Annotated in this window: 11 protein-coding genes; 7 read left to right on the top strand and 4 right to left on the bottom strand. The window is 71.6% G+C overall.

The window, feature by feature from the left end:
* Together N799_RS10535 and uvrD are read left to right on the top strand one after the other, a co-directional pair.
* Positions 1-2,364, top strand: a complete 2,364-nt coding sequence (locus tag N799_RS10535) for a S9 family peptidase (protein ID WP_036212070.1) — start codon at positions 1-3, stop codon at positions 2,362-2,364.
* Between the two features lie 276 nt (positions 2,365-2,640).
* Positions 2,641-4,821, top strand: coding sequence for a DNA helicase II (gene uvrD / locus N799_RS10530; protein WP_036212068.1), 2,181 nt, complete (start codon positions 2,641-2,643; stop codon positions 4,819-4,821).
* 1 nt (position 4,822) lies between these two features.
* Here uvrD and chaB read toward each other — a convergent pair whose 3' ends face one another.
* Together chaB and N799_RS10520 are read right to left on the bottom strand one after the other, a co-directional pair.
* A complete protein-coding gene (gene chaB, locus N799_RS10525; protein ID WP_036212065.1) occupies positions 4,823-5,050 on the bottom strand; it encodes a putative cation transport regulator ChaB in 228 nt (75 codons plus the stop codon).
* A 133-nt stretch (positions 5,051-5,183) separates the two neighbouring features.
* Positions 5,184-5,471: a DUF2782 domain-containing protein gene (locus N799_RS10520; protein WP_036212062.1), complete on the bottom strand. Its 288-nt coding sequence runs from the start codon at positions 5,469-5,471 to the stop codon at positions 5,184-5,186.
* 72 nt (positions 5,472-5,543) lie between these two features.
* On the opposite strand from N799_RS10520, the gene polA reads away from it, so the two are divergent.
* Positions 5,544-8,360, top strand: coding sequence for a DNA polymerase I (gene polA / locus N799_RS10515; protein ID WP_036212059.1), 2,817 nt, complete (start codon positions 5,544-5,546; stop codon positions 8,358-8,360).
* A gap of 467 nt (positions 8,361-8,827) precedes the next feature.
* Here polA and hemF read toward each other — a convergent pair whose 3' ends face one another.
* Both hemF and N799_RS10505 read right to left on the bottom strand, forming a co-directional pair.
* On the bottom strand, positions 8,828-9,778 hold the full coding sequence (gene hemF / locus N799_RS10510) for an oxygen-dependent coproporphyrinogen oxidase (protein ID WP_036212056.1): 951 nt from the start codon (positions 9,776-9,778) through the stop codon (positions 8,828-8,830).
* 205 nt (positions 9,779-9,983) lie between these two features.
* Complete coding sequence (locus N799_RS10505) at positions 9,984-12,404, bottom strand: S9 family peptidase (RefSeq protein WP_052101461.1); 2,421 nt, start codon at positions 12,402-12,404, stop codon at positions 9,984-9,986.
* A gap of 209 nt (positions 12,405-12,613) precedes the next feature.
* Between N799_RS10505 and N799_RS10500 the strand changes: the two genes are divergently transcribed.
* The 4 genes from N799_RS10500 to N799_RS10485 all read left to right on the top strand — a co-directional run.
* Complete coding sequence (locus N799_RS10500; RefSeq protein WP_238978915.1) at positions 12,614-14,053, top strand: cytochrome ubiquinol oxidase subunit I; 1,440 nt, start codon at positions 12,614-12,616, stop codon at positions 14,051-14,053.
* Positions 14,053-15,066, top strand: a complete 1,014-nt coding sequence (cydB, locus tag N799_RS10495; protein ID WP_036212053.1) for a cytochrome d ubiquinol oxidase subunit II — start codon at positions 14,053-14,055, stop codon at positions 15,064-15,066. The genes N799_RS10500 and cydB overlap by 1 nt, the downstream gene beginning before the upstream one ends.
* Before the next feature lie 110 nt (positions 15,067-15,176).
* A complete protein-coding gene (locus tag N799_RS10490) occupies positions 15,177-15,449 on the top strand; it encodes a YcgL domain-containing protein (protein ID WP_036212114.1) in 273 nt (90 codons plus the stop codon).
* A 280-nt stretch (positions 15,450-15,729) separates the two neighbouring features.
* Positions 15,730-17,972 (top strand): ankyrin repeat domain-containing protein (locus tag N799_RS10485; protein WP_425476986.1); only part of this gene is annotated, 2,243 nt, incomplete at its 3' end.

Here is a 17,972-nt window from a genome sequence, read left to right as displayed (position 1 = left end):
ATGGGAGCCATCAACCACACGCCGCGCCTGACCGGCGCACTGTTCGCCGGCCTGCTGCTGGCCGCGTCGCCGGCCATCGCGCAGGAGCGCGGCAAGATCTACACCCATGCCGATTACGCCCGTGCCGAGCGCTTCATGGGCTACAACACCGCGCCGCTGCTCGACCACGCGGTCCACACCGTGGTCTGGCAGGACGACCGCCACTTCTGGTTCAAGGACCACGATGCCGACGGCGACCACTTCCGCCGCGTCGACGCCGCCACCGGCGCGATCACCGATGCGTTCGACCACGACGCCCTCGCCGCGGCGCTGGCGAAGGCCAGCGGCAAGGACATGGACGCCGCCAGGCTGCCGGTGACCGGGTTCGGGATCGCCGCCGACGGCCGCTTCGACATCGCGCTCGGCAAGCAGCATTACCTGTGCGACCTGCAGCGCGAGGCGACGTGCGAGGCCGCCAGCGGCACCACCACCCGCAAGCCGGCCGGCGACGACGCGCCCGGCAGCGACGCGCCGGTGGTCGAGTCCCCCGACGGCCGGCTCGCCGCCTTCATCCGCGACTGGAACCTATGGGTCCGGAACACCGCCACCGGCGTCGAGACGCAACTGACCACCGACGGCGTCACCGACTACGGCTACGCCACCGACAACGCCGGCTGGACCCACAGCGACCGGCCGATCCTGGTCTGGTCGCCGGACTCGACCAAGATCGCGACCTTCCAGCAGGACCAGCGCCGCACCAGCGAGATGGTGCTGGTGAGCACCGCGATCGGCGCGCCGGAGGTGGAGCGCTGGAAGTACCCGTTCGTCGGCGACGAGCACGTCACCATGATCGAGCGCGTCGTCATCGACGTGCCGGCCCGCAAGGTCGTGCGCCTCGACCTGCCGCCCGACCAGCACCGCTCGACCCTGTGCGACGACGTCAGCTGCTACGGCGGCTGGGAGGACGTGCAGTGGGCGCCAGACAGCAGGACGCTGGCATTCGCCTCGACCTCGCGCGACCACAAGGACACCTGGCTGCGCGTTGCCGACGCCACCACCGGCGCGGTCCGCGAGGTCTACCACGAGCGCGTGCCGACCTACTTCGAGTCCGGCAACGGCCGGGTCAACTGGAAGTACCTGCCCGAGTCGAACGAGTTCATCTGGTTCTCCGAGCGCAGCGACTGGGGCCACCTGTACCTGTACGACCTCGCCGACGGCACGCTCAAGCACGCGATCACCGGAGGCGTCGGCAACGTCACCGAGGTCCTGCATGTCGACCCCGGCAGCCGCACGCTCTGGTTCCGCGGCGTTGGCATGGAGGACGGCCGCAACCCGTATTACCAGCACTTCTACAAGGTCGGCTTCGATGGCGGCGAGCCGGTTCTGCTGACCCCCGAGGACGCCAACCACACCGTCACCCTGTCGCCGGACGGCAAGCACTTCGTCGATGCGTATTCGACCCCGACCGTGCCGCCGGTGACCGTGCTGCGCGCCAGCGACGACGGCCGCACCCTCGCCACCATCGCGCGTGCCGACGACAGCCGCCTGCGCGCCACCGGCTGGGTGCCGCCGACGCCCATCACCGTCACCGCGCGCGACGGCAGGACCACGCTGTACGGGATGATGTTCAAGCCGACCGGCCTCGATCCGTCGAAGAAGTACCCGGTGGTCAACTACATCTACCCCGGTCCGCAGACCGGCTCGGTGCGCGGGCGCAGCTTCACCCCGGCGCGGATCGACCACCAGGCGCTGGCCGAACTGGGCTTCGTCGTGGTCGCGATCGACGGCATGGGTACGCCGTGGCGCTCCAAGAGCTTCCACGACGCCTTTAACGGCGACGTCGGCGACAACACCCTGCCCGACCAGGTCGCCGGCCTGAAGCAGCTGGCGCAGCGCCACCCGTGGATCGACCTCGAGCGCGTCGGCGTCTGGGGCCACTCCGGCGGTGGCTACGCGACCGCCGACGCGATGTTCACCTACCCGGATTTCTACAAGGTCGGCATCAGCGAGAGCGGCAACCACGACAACCGCAGCTACGAGGACGACTGGGCCGAGAAGTGGCAGGGGCTGGAAGTGGTCGACGCCGAGGGCAACAGCAACTACGACGCCCAGGCCAACCAGAACCGCGCGGCCAACCTGCAGGGCAGGCTGCTGCTGGCGCACGGCATGATGGACGACAACGTGCCGCCGCAGAACACGCTGCTGCTCGTGGATGCGCTGATCAAGGCCAACAAGGACTTCGACCTGCTGCTGTTCCCGCACGCCCGCCACGGCTTCGGCGAGGACAGCGACTACATGACCCGTCGGCGCTGGGACTACTTCGTCGAGCACCTGATGGGAGCGACCCCGCCGGCGCAGTACGAGATGAAGGCCGGCAAGAAGTAGGTGCAAAGCCGGGTTGCCGTCGCCAGCCGCGGCGGCGACCCGCATCCTGTAGGAGCGACGTGAGTCGCGACCCGCCGACCGCGTCAGGAGCCGCTGAACCCGCTCGGGACGGATGGTGTCGAAGCCTCTCGGCCGAAACGACACGGCCCAGCCGCCGACGTTCCGGCCGCGATGTACAGGTCGCGACTCACGTCGCTCCTACGGGTGGTGCCCGGCCGGGAAGCCGCATTCACCCCACGTCGCGGGCCGCGCGACGCCCGCCGGTAGAATGGCGCGATGGATGTCTCCCACCTGCTCGACGCGCTCAACCCGGCGCAGCGCGAGGCCGTCAGCGCGCCTCCCGGCCACTACCTGGTGCTGGCCGGCGCCGGCTCCGGCAAGACCCGCGTACTGACCCACCGCATCGCCTGGCTGCACGAGGTGTTCGGGGTGCCGACCCACGGCATCCTCGCGGTCACCTTCACCAACAAGGCCGCGGCCGAGATGCGCCAGCGCGTCGACGCCCAGCTCGGCGGCGGCACCCGCGGCATGTGGATCGGCACCTTCCACGGCCTCGCCCACCGGCTGCTGCGCCTGCACTGGCAGGAGGCCAAGCTGCCGGAAGGCTTCCAGGTGCTCGATTCCGACGACCAGCTGCGGCTGGTCAAGCGCGTGGTGCAGGCGCTGGAACTCGATGACAGCCGCTTCCCGCCACGCCAGATCGCGTGGTGGATCAACGCGCAGAAGGACGAGGGCCGCCGCCCAGAGCACCTGCAGCCCGACCCGAATGACCAGTGGGCCGACGTCATGCAGCGCTGCTACGCCGCCTACCAGGAGCGTTGCGAGCGCGCGGGACTGGTCGACTTCGCCGAACTGCTGCTGCGCGCGCACGAGCTGTTGCGCGACAACCCCGCGCTGCTGGCGCACTACCGCCACCGATTCGGCGAGATCCTGGTCGACGAGTTCCAGGACACCAACGCGATCCAGTACGCCTTCGTGCGCGTGCTCGCCGGTGACAGCGGCAAGGTGTTCGTGGTCGGCGACGACGACCAGTCGATCTACGGCTGGCGCGGGGCCAAGGTCGAGAACGTGCAGCGTTTCCTGCGCGACTTCGACGGTGCGCGGACGATCCGGCTGGAGCAGAACTACCGCTCCTCGGCCAACATCCTCGACGCCGCCAACGCGGTGATCGCGCACAACCCCGACCGCCTCGGCAAGAAGCTGTGGACCGACAGTGGCAGCGGCGAGCCGGTCGACCTGTACGCGGCGTACAACGAGATCGACGAGGCGCGGTTCGTGGTCGAGCGCCTGCGCCAGTGGGTGCGCGATGGTGGCAGCCACGGCGAGGTCGCGATCCTGTACCGCAGCAACGCGCAGTCGCGCGCGTTCGAAGAGGCGCTGCTGTCGGAGCAGGTGCCGTACCGCGTCTACGGCGGCCAGCGCTTCTTCGAGCGCGCCGAGATCAAGGACACGCTGGCCTACCTGCGGCTGGTCGCCAACCGCAGCGACGACGCCGCGTTCGAGCGCGCGGTCAACACGCCGACGCGCGGCATCGGCGAACGCACGCTGGACGAGGTGCGTCGACGCGCGCGCGCCGACGGCGCGCCGCTGTGGGTCGCCGCGCGCTGGCTGGCCAACGAGCCGGTGCTCGCCGCGCGCGCGCGCAACGCGCTGGCCGGCTTCATCGAACTGGTCGACAGCCTCGAGGCCGAACTCGCGCCGATGCCGCTGCCCGAGAAGATCGACCACGTGCTCGCCCGCTCCGGCCTGCGCGAGCACTACGCGCGCGAGAGCAAGGGCCAGCTCGACTCGCGCACCGACAACCTCGACGAACTGGTTTCGGTCGCCTCGCGTTTTTCGCGCAGCGACGAGGAGGACGCCGAGGCGATGCCGGAGCTGGTCGCGTTCCTGTCTTACGCCTCGCTGGAGGCCGGCGAAGGCCAGGCCCAGGCCGGCGAGGACGGCGTGCAGCTGATGACCCTGCACAGCGCCAAGGGGCTGGAGTTCCCGCTGGTGTTCCTGGCCGGGCTGGAGGAGGGGCTGTTCCCGAACAACCGCTCGATCGAGGAATCCGGGCGGCTGGAGGAGGAGCGCCGGCTCGCCTATGTCGGCATCACCCGCGCCCGCGAAAAACTGGTGCTGAGCTACGCCGAGGCGCGCCGCATCCACGGCCAGGAGATGTACGGCATCCCGTCGCGGTTCCTGCGCGAGATCCCGCCGGTGCTGCTGCACGAGGTGCGGCCGAAGCTGCAGGTGTCGCGGCCGATGGCCGGTGCCGCGCCGAAGCGAAACTTCGGCCACGCGCCGATCGAGCAGCCCGCGCTGCCGCTGGGCGCCAACGTGCGCCACGCCAAGTTCGGCACCGGCGTGGTCACCGACTTCGAGGGCAGCGGCGCGCACGCGCGCGTGCAGGTCAACTTCGACGAGGCCGGCAGCAAGTGGCTGGTGCTGGCCTACGCCAACCTGCAGCCGGGGTGAGTTACTTCGCGTGCCACCTGTCGTCGTCGCCCTTCTCGTACTTCTGCTTGACCGCCGACCACGCCACCTTGTGCGCGGTCTCCTCGCGCGAGGCGTCGCCGCGGCGGTCATCGGAGTCCTTGTACTCGTCCCAGGCGCTGTTGAACGCCTCCTTGTAGATCTCCTGCGCATGCTTGGGCGTGTTGTCGCGCACCGAGTCCGGCAGGTCGCTGATGCGGTCGTAGGGCATGGGGATGTCCTCGGACGGGGGTATCCGACTATCCACGCCGTGCGATAAGCCGACGCGAAGACCGGCGCCCGGGGCCGAAAAACGACGACAGCCGGCGCGATGGCCGGCTGTCGGGATCACACCAGGCGGGGTGTCAGTTCCACTCGAACAGTTTCCACCACACCGGCGACACCGGCCCCTCGTCGTCGGGCTTGCCGTCGCCATCCTGGTCCATCAGGTAGTACACCGGCCCGCGCGACGGCGTGACCTTGACCACCTTCAGCTGGCCGTTGACCCGGTACTGCTCGATCACGTCGCCGTTCTCGGCCACGGTACGGGTGACGTCCGGGTCCTGCAGCGAGGCGGTCGGGTCGGCCGGCGTGGTGGCGCAGGCGGCCAGCGCCAGGGACAGGGCGAGCGGAGCGAGCAGGGCGATGCGCATGGTGGGCCTCGTCGTCGGTGGCTGCGGCCAGCATACGCCGGCCGCGCGACCGCAGCGCCGTAGAATCGCCGCATGAAACGACTAGTCCTGATCGACGGTTCCAGCTACCTCTACCGCGCCTTCCACGCGCTGCCGCCGCTGAGCAACGACGCCGGCGAGCCGACCGGCGCGCTGTTCGGCGTGGTCAACATGCTGCGCGCGCACCTGAAGGAGCAGCCGGACTACATCGCCTTCGTGGTCGACGCGCCAGGCAGGACCTTCCGCGACGACCTCGACCCGCAGTACAAGGCCAACCGCCCGCCGATGCCCGACGAGCTGCGCGCGCAGGTGCAGCCGATGTGCGACATCGTGCAGGCGCTGGGCATCGACATCGTCCGCATCGACGGCGTCGAGGCCGACGACGTGATCGGCACGCTCGCGGTGCAGGCGGCCGACGCCGGCGTCGACGTGACCGTGTCGACCAGCGACAAGGACTTCGCCCAGCTGGTGCGGCCGTGCCGCGACGCCGACGGCGGCGACTGCGCCGGCATCGTCATGGTCAACACCATGAGCGGCAGCCGGCTCGACAGCGACCAGGCGGTGATCGACAAGTTCGGCGTGCGCGCCGACCAGATCATCGACTACCTCGCGCTGATGGGCGACAAGATCGACAACATCCCCGGGGTCGAGAAGTGCGGGCCGAAGACCGCGGCGAAGTGGCTGGCCGAGTACGGCACGCTCGACGGCGTGATCGCCAATGCCGATGCGATCAAGGGCAAGATCGGCGGCAACCTGCGTGCGGCGCTGGAGCGGCTGCCGCTCAATCGCACGCTGACCACGATCCGCACCGACCTCGCGCTGGATCGCCGCCACGACGAGCTGCGCCTGCGCGAGCGCGACGCCGATGCACTGCGCGGGCTGTACGCGCGCTACGGCTTCAAGCAGGCGCTGCGCGAGCTGGAGGCCGGCAACGGCACCGTCGCCGCCGACGCGACCGGCGACCGCGCCGGGGTGCGCAACACCGCGGCCGGCTACGCGCGCGGCGCCGCGGCGCCGATCGAAAGCCTCGACCCCGCGCTGTCGGCGCCGGGCGAGTACGAGACGGTACTCAACGACGCGCAGCTGGGCGAGTGGGTCGCGCGCCTGCGGGCCGCCGACGAGTTCGCCTTCGACACCGAGACCGATTCGCTCGACGCGCTGTGCGCGCGACTGGTCGGCCTGAGCCTGTCGGTCGAGCCCGGCCGCGCCTGCTACATCCCGCTCGGCCATGATTACCCGGGCGCGCCGGCGCAGCTCGACCGCGACACGGTGCTGGCCGCGCTGCAGCCCGCGTTCGCCGACGCCGGCAAGCGCAAGGTCGGCCACAACGGCAAGTACGACCTGCACGTGCTGCGCTGCCACGGCGTCGAGGTGCGCGGTTACGCCGACGACACCATGCTCGAGAGCTTCGTGTTCAACGCCACCGCCAGCCGCCACGACATGGACTCGCTGGCCAGCCGCTACCTCGGCTACGAGACCGTCAAGTACGCCGACGTCGCCGGCAAGGGCGCCAAGCAGATCACCTTCAACCAGGTCGCGATCGACGACGCCGCGCGCTACGCCGCCGAGGACGCCGACATCACCCTGCGCCTGCACCGGGTGCTGTCGCCGAAACTGTCCGCCGAGCCGCAACTCGAACGTGTCTACCGCGAGATCGAGGTGCCGCTGGTGCCGGTGCTGGAACGGGTCGAGGCCAATGGCGTGCTGGTCGACGCCGCCGAGCTGCGCCGGCAGTCGGCCGACCTCGGCGCGCGCATGCTCGCCGCCCAGCAGCGCGCGACAGAACTGGCCGGGCGCGCGTTCAACCTCGACTCGCCCAAGCAGGTCTGCGCGCTGCTGTACGACGAGCTGAAGCTGCCGGCGCTGGTCAAGACGCCGAAGGGCCAGCCGTCGGCCAACGAGGAGGCGCTCGAAGCCATCGCCGATCTGCACGAGTTGCCGCGGGTGATCCTCGACTACCGCGGCCTGGCCAAGCTGCGCAGCACCTACACCGACAAGCTGCCGCAGATGATCAACGCGCAGTCCGGCCGCGTGCACACCAGCTACCACCAGTCCGGCGCCGCCACCGGACGGCTGTCGTCGAGCGACCCGAACCTGCAGAACATCCCGATCCGCACCGACGACGGCCGCCGCATCCGCAAGGCCTTCATCGCGCCGGAGGGGCGCCGCATCGTGGCCTGCGACTACTCGCAGATCGAACTGCGGATCATGGCCCACCTGTCGGAGGACCCGGCGCTGCTGGGCGCGTTCGCCTCCGGTGCCGACATCCACAAGGCGACCGCCGCGGAGGTGTTCGGCAAGACCCTGGAGAGGGTCGAGCCGGGCGAGCGCCGCGCGGCCAAGGCGATCAACTTCGGCCTGATGTACGGCATGAGCGCGTTCGGCCTGGCCAAGCAGCTGGGCGTGTCGCGCGGCGAGGCGCAGGACTACATCGGCCTGTATTTCAGCCGCTACCCCGGCGTGCGCGAGTTCATGGACCGGACCCGCCAGCAGGCGCGCGACCAGGGCTACGTGGAGACCGTGTTCGGCCGCCGGCTGTACCTGGACAACATCCACGCCCGCAACCAGGGCCTGCGCGCCGGCGCCGAGCGCGCGGCGATCAACGCGCCGATGCAGGGCACCGCGGCCGACATCATCAAGCGCGCGATGGTCGACATCGATGGCTGGCTGGCGGGGCAGCGTGGCGATGGCGACGCGGGTCCGGCGCTGATGATCATGCAGGTGCACGACGAACTGGTGTTCGAGGTCGACGCCGGCTTCGTCGACACCCTGCTGGCCGAGGTGCCGAGGCGGATGACCGCCGCCGCCGAGCTGCGGGTGCCGCTGGTGGTGGACAGCGGAGTCGGGCTGGACTGGGACCAAGCGCATTGAACCGCTGGGTCCCGCCGCTCGGCGTCCCGCAATAGCTGAATGGGCGACCCCGGCTATCCGCGCCAACAAAGCTGAACGGGCGACCCGACGCGGCGCTGGTGGACGCTCCGGGGCAGGCCTGCAGGCCCCGCGGCTTGGCGGTTTCTGGCGCTCTGAATCCGTCCTGAATCCAACAATTCCTTAACCCGGATCTTCACGTTTCATCCATGTTGGCGGTGTTCAACTAGCCCTCGACAGATGCAACGTCTGTCGACGATCTCTCCCTCCCCTGGAGTGATCCCCCGGAACGACGACCCCTCCCCAGGTCCCGTTCCACCAGCCCCGCCGGCCCCCCCTGCCTGCGGGGCTTTTTATTGCCTGCCAGTCCGGTTGATCCGGAGCTTCCTTCGCCTTCCGGGGTAGGAGCGACGTGAGTCGCGACCTGTACATCGCCCCGGGATGCCGGCGGGTCGCGACTTGCGTCGCTCCTACAGTTCTTCGAGCCAGTCGCGCGGCCGCAGGTACTCGGCCAGGCGCGCCTCGGCGCTGCCTGCTTCGGGCAGGTAGCCGTACTCCCAGCGCACCAGCGGCGGCAGGCTCATCAGGATCGACTCGGTGCGGCCGCCGGCCTGCAGGCCGAAGTGGGTGCCGCGGTCGAACACCAGGTTGAACTCGACGTAGCGCCCGCGCCGGTACAGCTGGAACTGCCGCTCGCGCTCGCCGTACTGCGTGTCGCGGCGGCGCTCGACGATCGGCAGGTAGGCGTCGAGGAAACCGTCGCCGACCGCGCGCAGGTAGTCGAAGTCGGTCCCGGCATCGCCCTGCAGGTCGTCGAAGAACAGCCCGCCGACGCCGCGGGTCTCGTCGCGGTGCTTGAGGAAGAAGTACTCGTCGCACCAGCGCTTGTGCGCCTCGTAGCGCTCCGCGCCGCCGAACGGTTCGCACAGCGCGCGGGCGGTGCGGTGCCAGTGCAGCACGTCCTCGTCGAAGGGGTAGAACGGGGTCAGGTCGAAGCCGCCGCCGAACCACCAGGCGACCGTCTCGCCGTCGCGCTCGGCGCGGAAGTGGCGGACATTGGCGTGCGTCGTCGGCAGGTAGGGGTTGCGCGGGTGGAACACCAGCGAGACGCCGACCGCGCGCCAGGAGGCGCCGACCAGTTCCGGCCGGTTGGCGGTGGCCGACGGCGGCAGCTTCGTGCCGGAGACGTCGGAGAACCCGATCCCGGCCTGCTCGAACACCGCGCCGTCGCGCAGGATGCGGGTGCGGCCGCCACCGCCGGCCAGGCCGCTGGTGCTGCCCTCGGCGCTGCGCTCCCAGCGGTCCTCGATGAAACGGGCCTGGCCGTCGGCGGTCTCGATGGCGCTGCAGATGCGGTCCTGCAGGCCGGTGAGGTAGTCGCGGACGGCGGTGAAGTCGGGGGCGGGGGAGTGCGCGGTCATGCGCGCATTCTAGGCGACCGGGGCGGGCGGCCCGGCGAACGTGCGCCGGCGCGCGACCGTAGGAGCGACGTGAGTCGCGACCCGCCGACCAGTGGTCGCGCCGCGGCCGCGCACGCGGAAGGCGGACAGGGCCGGCGTCAGGAAAAACGCCTGCACACGCGGTGTGCAGGCGTCGATGGCCGGGCGGCAAAGCGGGCTTCGCAACCTACTTCAGGTTGTCCTCGAACAGCTCGAAGATCCGCCGGTACTCGTCGTACCAGCTGTCGGGATGCACGAAGCCGTGCCGCTCCAGCGGGTAGCTCGCCAGCTCCCAGTCGTCCTTGCGCAATTCGATCAGGCGCTGGGCCAGCATCACCGAGTCCTTGTAGAACACGTTGTTGTCGATCATGCCGTGGGCGATCAGCAGGTTGTCCTGCAGGCCTTCGGCGAACTCGATCGGCGAGGAGCGCAGGTAGGCCTCCGGGTCCAGCACGGGCGTGTTGAGGATGTTGGACGTGTACTCGTGGTTGTACTGCGACCAGTCGGTGACCGGGCGCAGCGCGGCGCCGGCCTTGAACGCACCAGGCTGCTTGAACAGCGCCATGAAGGTCATGAAGCCGCCGTAGCTGCCGCCGTAGATGCCGGCGCGGTCGACGTCGCCCTGCTTGTTGGCGCCCAGCCATGCGAGGCCGTCGAGGTAGTCCTGCAACTCCGGCGTGCCCATCTGCCGGTAGATCGCGGTGCGCCAGTCGCGGCCGTAGCCCTCGGACGCGCGGTAGTCGAGGTCGAGCACGATGTAGCCGTGCTGCACCAGCAGGTTGTGGAACATCTGCTCGCGGAAGTAGACCGGGTAGCGGTCGTGCACGTTCTGCAGGTAGCCGGCGCCGTGGACGAACATCACCACCGGGTACTGCTTGCCGGCCTGCATGTCGGCCGGGCCGTAGTACTTGCCCCAGATCGTGCCGGCGCCGTCGCTCGACGGGATCTGCACGATCTCCGGCTGCACCCACTGGCGCGCCTTGAATTCGGCGCTGCGGGTGTCGGTCAGCAGCGCGGTCTCCTCGCCACGGGTGTCGACCACCGCCAGCTGCGGCGGCAGGTAGCTGTCGGAATGGCGCACCAGCAGCTTCGCGCCGTCCGGCGACAGCGCGAAGCTCTCGACGCCGTCCAGCGCGGTGATCTCGCGCACGCCGCCGCCGTCGCGGTCGACCGCGCAGACCTCGTAGTCGCCCGGCCAGTTGCGGTTGCAGGTGAAGAAGAACGTGCGGCCGTCGGCGCCGAGCACCGGCGCGGACACCTCCCACTCGCCCGAGGTCAGCGCGCGCGGCTCGCCGGCGCCGTCGGCGATGTACAGGTGCGAGTAGCCGGTCTGCTCCGACAGCAGCCACAGCGCGCCGTCGCCGGTCCAGCCGAAGTCGTTGAAGCCCCAGTTGATCCAGGCGTCGTCGTGCAGGCGGTGGCGCGGCGCGAGCGCGGCCTGCGCGACCTGGCCGGTGGTCGGGGTCACGGTCGCGATCCAGCGGTCCTTGTTGTCGACCGCGCGCAGCAGCACCGCGGCGCTGCGGCCGTCGTCGCGCCAGTGGATCGCCGGGCCGGTGCCGTCGCCGTCGGTCTCCACCCGCACCGGGCGGTTGCCGTCCAGCGGCGGCAGCTCGGCCTTCTCGCGCAGCGCCGCCAGCGGGTCGGTGGCGATGCCGGGCAGGCCGTCGAAGCCGAGCTCGGCGACCTTGCCGCTGGCGACCTCGACCAGCCACAGCCGGTGCGGCAGCGGTGCGTTGCGGCCGACCCGCACGCGCACCTCCTCGAACTCCTCGTAGCCCGACTCGGTGACGTACTTCGGCATCTTGCCGGCCTGGCCTTCGTCGCCGTCCTTCGGCTCGGTCACCACCAGCAGCCACGCGGCGTCCGGCGACAGCGCGCTGTCGACGATCGACAGGCCGTCGCCGAGGTAGGCCGGCAGCGGCGCGCGGGTCGGGTCGGCGGCACGCCAGGCCTCGTCCTGCGCGCGGGCGGCCTCGCGGCGGGCGCGATCGCTGGCGAGGGTCTCGATCAGTCGCAGCTGGCGGTCGCGCAGGTCGTCGGGCAGCGGCTCCAGCGCCGGGTCCTTCTCGGCCTTGACGATCGCGGCTTGGCTGGTGCCGAGGCCGGCGTGCCACTGGTACCAGTCGTTGCCGGCGCGGAACACGAGGTTGCCGCCGCGGCTCCACTGCGGGCGCGACTCGGCGTCATTGCTGCGCGTCACCTGGGTCAGCGCGCCGCTGCGCAGGTCGCGCACGAAGATGTCGCCGTTGCGCACGAACGCCATGCGCGTGCGGCTGGCGTCGTAGGCCGGGTTGGCGGCATCGAGCTGCGCGCGCGCGGCGCCGTCGACGCGGCTCGGCACGCCGCCGGTGATGCCGACCTCCCAGGTATCGCGGATCGACTCGCCCTCGCGCTTGAGGTTGTACTGCGCGCGGTTGCTGTCCCACGACCACCACGCGCGCTCCACCGGCGGGCCGATCCAGTCCGGGTCGGCCATCGCCTGGCCGAGCGTGATCGGCGTGGAGGCGGTGGCGGCCTCGTTGAGCGGCACGCCTTGGGCATGCGCGGTGGACAACAGCGGGGTCGACAGCAGCAGGGCGGCGGACAGCGGCAGCAGGCGGAGCATCGGCAGGGTTCCGGCGGACAAAAGTGCCCGAAGCGTAGCAGCGGCGGGCCTGCCGGGGACCGGCCGGCGGTCATGGGCGGGATGACCGGCGTCACACCGGCGGCGATCGGGCAGGGCGCGCACAGGGCGCCGGCGGGGACGGAAGCTGAACAACCCGCGCGTACAATGGCCGTCGCGGCGCTCCCCCGCGCGCCGCGGAGGTGCGATGCGTGGATGCCGGATGGTTCTCGCCGTTGTTCCTGTCACGGGTGCAGTTCGGCTTCGTGATCTCGTTCCACATCCTGTTCCCGGCCTTCACGATCGGCCTGGCGAGCTGGCTGGCCTTCCTCGAATTTCGCTGGCTGCGCACGCGCGAGGCGCTGTGGCGCGACCTCTACTTCTTCTGGCTCAAGATCTTCGCGATCTCGTTCGGCATGGGCGTGGTCAGCGGCATCGTCATGAGCTTCCAGTTCGGCACCAACTGGGCGGTGCTGAGCGAGCGCGCCGGCAACATCCTCGGGCCGCTGCTTTCGTATGAAGTGCTGACCGCGTTCTTCCTGGAGGCGACCTTCCTCGGGGTGATGCTGTTCGGCTGGAAGCGGGTGTCGCACCGGCTGCACTTCTTCGCGACCTGCATGGTCGCGCTGGGCACGCTGATCTCGACGTTCTGGATCATCTCCGCCAACAGCTGGATGCAGACGCCGCAGGGGCACGAAATCATCGATGGCGTATTCGTGCCGGTCGACTGGTGGGCGATCATCTTCAACCCGTCGTTCCCGTACCGGCTGGCGCACATGGTGCTGGCGGCGTTCATCACCACCTGCTTCGTGATCGGCGGGGTCGGCGCGTGGTACCTGCGGCGCGACGAGCACGTCGCCGCCGGCAAGCGGATGCTCGGGCTGGCGGTCGCGTTCGCGATCATCGCGGTGCCGCTGCAGGTCGGCGTGGGCGACCTGCACGGGCTCAACGTCGCCGAGCACCAGCCGACCAAGCTGGCGGCGATGGAGGGCCACTGGGAAGAAGGCGAAGAGGGCGCGGGGCTGCCGCTGGTGCTGTTCGGCTGGCCCAACGCCGCCGAGGAGCGCAACGACTACGCGGTCGAGGTGCCACGGCTGGGCAGCCTGATCCTCACCCACAGCTGGGATGGGACGATCGAGCCGCTGAGCATGGTGCCGCCGGAGGAGCGGCCGCCGGTCGCGCCGGTGTTCTGGGCGTTCCGGGTCATGGTCGGGATCGGACTTGCGATGCTGCTGCTGGTGGTCGCCTCGGCGTGGGCGTGGCGGCGCCGGTGGCTGTACGACTCGCGCTGGCTGCTCAATGGCTGGCGGCTGATGGCGCCGTCGGGCTTCGTCGCGCTGCTGGCCGGCTGGTACGTGGTCGAGATCGGCCGCCAGCCGTACGTGGTGTACGGCCTGCTGCGCACCAGCGAGGCGGTCAGTCCGAACATCACCGCCGCGGCGGTGGCCTGGTCGCTGGCGATCTACGCGACCGCCTACGCGATCATCTTCGGCGCCGGCATCGGCTACCTGCTGGCGCTGATCCGGCGCGGGCCGCTGCCGCACGAGCCGGCCCCCGAACACGACGACGGCGAACGCACGCCGGCGCGGCCGCTGTCGGTCGGCAACCGGCAGGACGACATCGGCACCGACGCCATCCGGGAGGCCCGGTGATGGACCTGCAGACCGTGCTCCCGGTGATCTGGTTCGGCGTGATTGGTTTCGGCGTGCTGATGTACGTGCTGCTGGACGGCTTCGTGCTCGGCCTCGGCATCCTCGCGCCGTTCGCCGAGGACGAGGCCCAGCTCGACCACATGATGAACACCGCCGCGCCGATCTGGGACGGTAACGAGACCTGGCTGGTGCTCGGTGGCGCCGGCCTGCTGGCGGCGTTCCCGAAGGCCTACGCGCTGCTGCTGTCGGCGCTGTACGTGCCGGTGCTGCTGATGCTGATCGCGCTGATCTTCCGCGGGGTGGCGTTCGAGTTCCGCTTCAAGGCGCGGCGGGCCAAGCGGTTCTGGGGCGCGGCGTTCGCGCTGGGCTCGATGCTGGCGGCGTTCGCGCAGGGGGTGATCCTCGGCGCGCTGGTCGAGGGCATGCCGCTGGAGGCCGGCCGCTACCTCGGCGGCGCGTTCGGCTGGTTCGGGCCGTTCCCGATGCTGACCGGGATCGCGGTGCTGTTCGGCTACGCGCTGCTGGGCTCGACCTGGCTGGTGCTCAAGACCGAAGGCGCGCTGCAGAAGAACGCGCGGGTGCTGACCCGGCCGCTGGTGCTGGTGGTGGTCGCCTTCATGGGGCTGGTCAGCGCGTGGCTGCCGTTCCTGGACTCGCGGATCATGGCGCGCTGGTTCGAGGGCGCGAACGTCCTGTGGCTGGCGCCGGTGCCGCTGCTGGCGCTGGCCAACGCGCTGCTGCTGTGGCGCGCGGTGATGGACCAGGGCCGCGACGCCCGGCCGTTCGTGCTGACGCTGTGCTTCTTCGCGCTGGGCTTCGCCGGGCTGGTGCTGGGGGTCTGGCCGAACATCGTGCCGCCGGCGCTGACCATCTGGGAGGCCGCATCGCCGCCGTCGTCGCAGGGCTTCCTGCTGGTTGGCATCGCGTTCCTGCTGCCGGCGATCCTCGGCTACACGTGGTGGTCGTACAGCGTGTTCAAGGGCAAGGTCGCGGCCGACGCCGGTTACCACTGAGGCCCTTGCACGACGGGCGCGGACACAGGCTGAACGCCGGATTCGCGCCCCGCCGGGCTGCGGGTATGCTTGTCGCCAGCCCCGCCGCGCAGCTTCCCCCGGCCGCCGACATGCAAGCGTTTGTCTACAAGAGTCTCCGCAAGGACGACACCTACGTGTTCCTCGCCGCGCGCGACGACTTCGAGCGCGTGCCGGCGTCCGTGCGCAACGCGCTGGGGCGGATGCAGTTCGTGATGGAACTCGAGGTCACGCCCGAGCGCCGGCTGGCCCGCAGCGATGCCGCCACCGTGCGCGGCAACCTCGCCACCCGCGGCTTCCACCTGCAGATGCCGCCGAGTGCCGCAGCCGACCCGTTGAGCGGAGACTGGGGCACCGATGCCTGATTCGCCGGTGAAGCGCACCCCGTTGGCCGGCCTCGGCGCGGGCGCGGTGGTACTGGCGCTGCTGGCTGGCGTCGGCGGCTGGGCCGGGGCGCTGGCCGGCACGCTGGCGCAACCAGTGTTCGCACTGGCCGCGCGGCACTGGCGCAGCGGCCGGCCGGTCGAGCCGGCGCGCCTGCGCCACAGCGCGATGCCGCTGCTGCTGCTGTGGGTCGGCGCCATTGCCGGCCTGGCACTGGTGGTGGCGTGGCCGCTGACCGCGTTGCTGGAAGGCGGCTCGCTGATGGCGGCGCTGTCACTGAGCGCGGTGGTCGGCGTCGCGCTGCTGGTGCTGTGGCGGCTTTGGCCGCTGTGGCAGGGGCTGGAACGCGATGACGGCGCCCTCGGCGACCACTGGCGCGCGCTGGCGGGGCTGGAGCCGGGCGCGTGGCGCGGGCTCGGCGTCGCGGTGGCGGTCGCGCTGGTTGGCGGGCTGGTGATCATGCTGGCCTGGCCGTCGCTGCTGGGCGGCGCGTGGCGCTGGCTCGGCGCGGTCGCGCTGATGGCGGGCTCGGCCGGGCTGCATCTGTGGCTGCAGCGGGTCGCACCACCGGAGGCGCTGCGCTTCTTCGACGAGGAAGAGTACGTAGACGACGAAGCGACGGAGGACGCGGTGGCCGAAGTCGCCCCGCCCGTCGCGGCGGAGCCGTCCGTGGTCGCGCCGGTGACGCCCGCGGCATCGCCCGAACCGCTGCCGCTGACCGCCGCGACGGTGGCCGGCGAGACCGCCGCGCCCCCCGCGCCGCCGGCCGAGCCGCTGGAGCCGGACCTCTACGACGCCGCCCGCAACGGCCGGGTCGAACGCGCGCTGGAGCTGATCGAGGCCGGCGCCGACCCGCACGCGCCGCCGCCGGCCGGCGACCGCGACCAGCGCAGCCTCGCCGTGCTCGCCGCGGTGCTGCCCGACCTGCGCCTGCTGCGCGAACTGATCGCCCGCGGGGTCGACCTCAACCGTGCCCACGCCGGCATGACCCCGCTGCTGGCCGCGACCCGCGACAGCTGGCACGGCCGCCCCGACGCGGTGATGACCCTGCTCGCCAACGGCGCCGACCCGCGCGCGACCGACGCCGAGGGCAACACCCCGCTGCACTTTGCCGCGCGCAGTTCCGACCCGGGCGTGGCCGCGCTGCTGCGCGACGCCGCGGCCGAGCTGGAGGTGCTCAACAATGACGGCCTGTCGCCGCTCGGCGTCGCCTGCGCCGCTGGCAACTGGCGGCTGGCCCGGTTCCTGCTGGAGCGTGGCGCCCGGCCCGAACCCGCCGGCGGCCAGCCGGCGCTGCTGTCGGCCGCGGCCGGCGAGGATGACGACCCGGCCGGCGTGCAACTGCTGCTCAAGCTCAAGGCGCGCGTCGACGCCCGCGGTCCGGGCGGCCGCAGCGCCCTGCACGAAGCCGCGCGGGCCGGCCACCAGGCGATCTCCGACGCGCTGCTGGCGGCCGGCGCCGACCCGCTCGCCGCCGACGACCGCCACCGCACGCCGCTGCACGAGGCGGCGAGCGGTGGCCACCTCGGCCTGCTCCAGCACCTGCTCGACGCCGTCCCGGCCGATCGCCACGAGGTCGCGACCGCCACCGACGACGACGGCCGCGACCTGCTGATGCTGGCCTGCATGTCCGAGGGCGGCGACGCGGCGCTGGTCCAGCGCCTGCTCGCGCTCGGGATCGACCCGGCCCGCACCGATGCCGACGGCAAGCGCGCGGTCGACCGCGCCGCCGCCGCCGGCCGCTGGTCGCTGGTTGCCGTGCTCGACCCCGCCCACGCCCTGCCGGCCAGTGTCGGTGGCGAGCAGGCGCTGCCCGACCGCGCCCCCGCCGCGCTGCTGCGCGAGGGCCTCGGCGAGGGCCGCGAGCACCAGCTCGACGCGGTCGCCGCGCTGCTTGGCCCGGCCGAACTCGGCGCGCTGCTGCACGACGGCGACGGCGTGGTGCCGGCGCACCAGGTCGAGTGGCTGCTCGCCCGCGGCGCCGACCCCGAGGTCCGCGACGGCCGCGGCCACACCCCGATGAGCCTGCTGCTGGAACGTGGCCCATCGTCGCGGGGGGCGCTGCAGGCACTGCTGCGGCGCGGGGTGTCGCCGGCCGGCGCGGGTGGCCTGGCGCGCTTCCTCGCCGCCTGCACCGGCGCCGACCCCGGCGCCCGCGCGCTCGAACCGCTTGCACTGGAACTGCTCGACCACGGCGCCGACCCGTTCGCCGCCAGCCCCGCCGGCGACCCGCCGCTGGCGCTGGCGGTGCGGTTGGGCTGGACGGCTCTGGTCGACCGACTGCTCGACACCGGCGTCGACCTCGACGCCCGCGACAGCCGCGGCATGAGCCCGCTGCACCTGGCCGCGGCGCTCGGGCGCGACCACGCGCTGCGGCGGCTGGTCGCCCACGGCGCCTCGCCGGACCTGCGCGCCGCCGACGGCCAGACCCCGCTCGGGGTGGCGCTTTCGGCCGGCCGCCGCGACCTCGCCGACTGGCTCGACTGGCGCGGCTGGCCGTTGCC

Source organism: Lysobacter arseniciresistens ZS79 (assembly GCF_000768335.1).
GTDB lineage: Bacteria > Pseudomonadota > Gammaproteobacteria > Xanthomonadales > Xanthomonadaceae > Novilysobacter > Novilysobacter arseniciresistens.
This window is presented reverse-complemented; position numbering and strand designations above follow the sequence as displayed.

Excerpts from the sequence above, each read along its gene's own strand:
- N799_RS10535 (WP_036212070.1), top strand. The coding sequence starts at position 1 with ATGGGAGCCATCAACCACACGCCGCGCCTGACCGGCGCACTGTTCGCC.
- chaB (WP_036212065.1), bottom strand. The coding sequence starts at position 5,050 with ATGCCCTACGACCGCATCAGCGACCTGCCGGACTCGGTGCGCGACAAC.
- N799_RS10520 (WP_036212062.1), bottom strand. The coding sequence starts at position 5,471 with ATGCGCATCGCCCTGCTCGCTCCGCTCGCCCTGTCCCTGGCGCTGGCC.
- N799_RS10505 (WP_052101461.1), bottom strand. The coding sequence starts at position 12,404 with ATGCTCCGCCTGCTGCCGCTGTCCGCCGCCCTGCTGCTGTCGACCCCG.
- polA (WP_036212059.1), top strand. The coding sequence starts at position 5,544 with ATGAAACGACTAGTCCTGATCGACGGTTCCAGCTACCTCTACCGCGCC.
- uvrD (WP_036212068.1), top strand. The coding sequence starts at position 2,641 with ATGGATGTCTCCCACCTGCTCGACGCGCTCAACCCGGCGCAGCGCGAG.
- hemF (WP_036212056.1), bottom strand. The coding sequence starts at position 9,778 with ATGACCGCGCACTCCCCCGCCCCCGACTTCACCGCCGTCCGCGACTAC.
- cydB (WP_036212053.1), top strand. The coding sequence starts at position 14,053 with ATGGACCTGCAGACCGTGCTCCCGGTGATCTGGTTCGGCGTGATTGGT.
- N799_RS10490 (WP_036212114.1), top strand. The coding sequence starts at position 15,177 with ATGCAAGCGTTTGTCTACAAGAGTCTCCGCAAGGACGACACCTACGTG.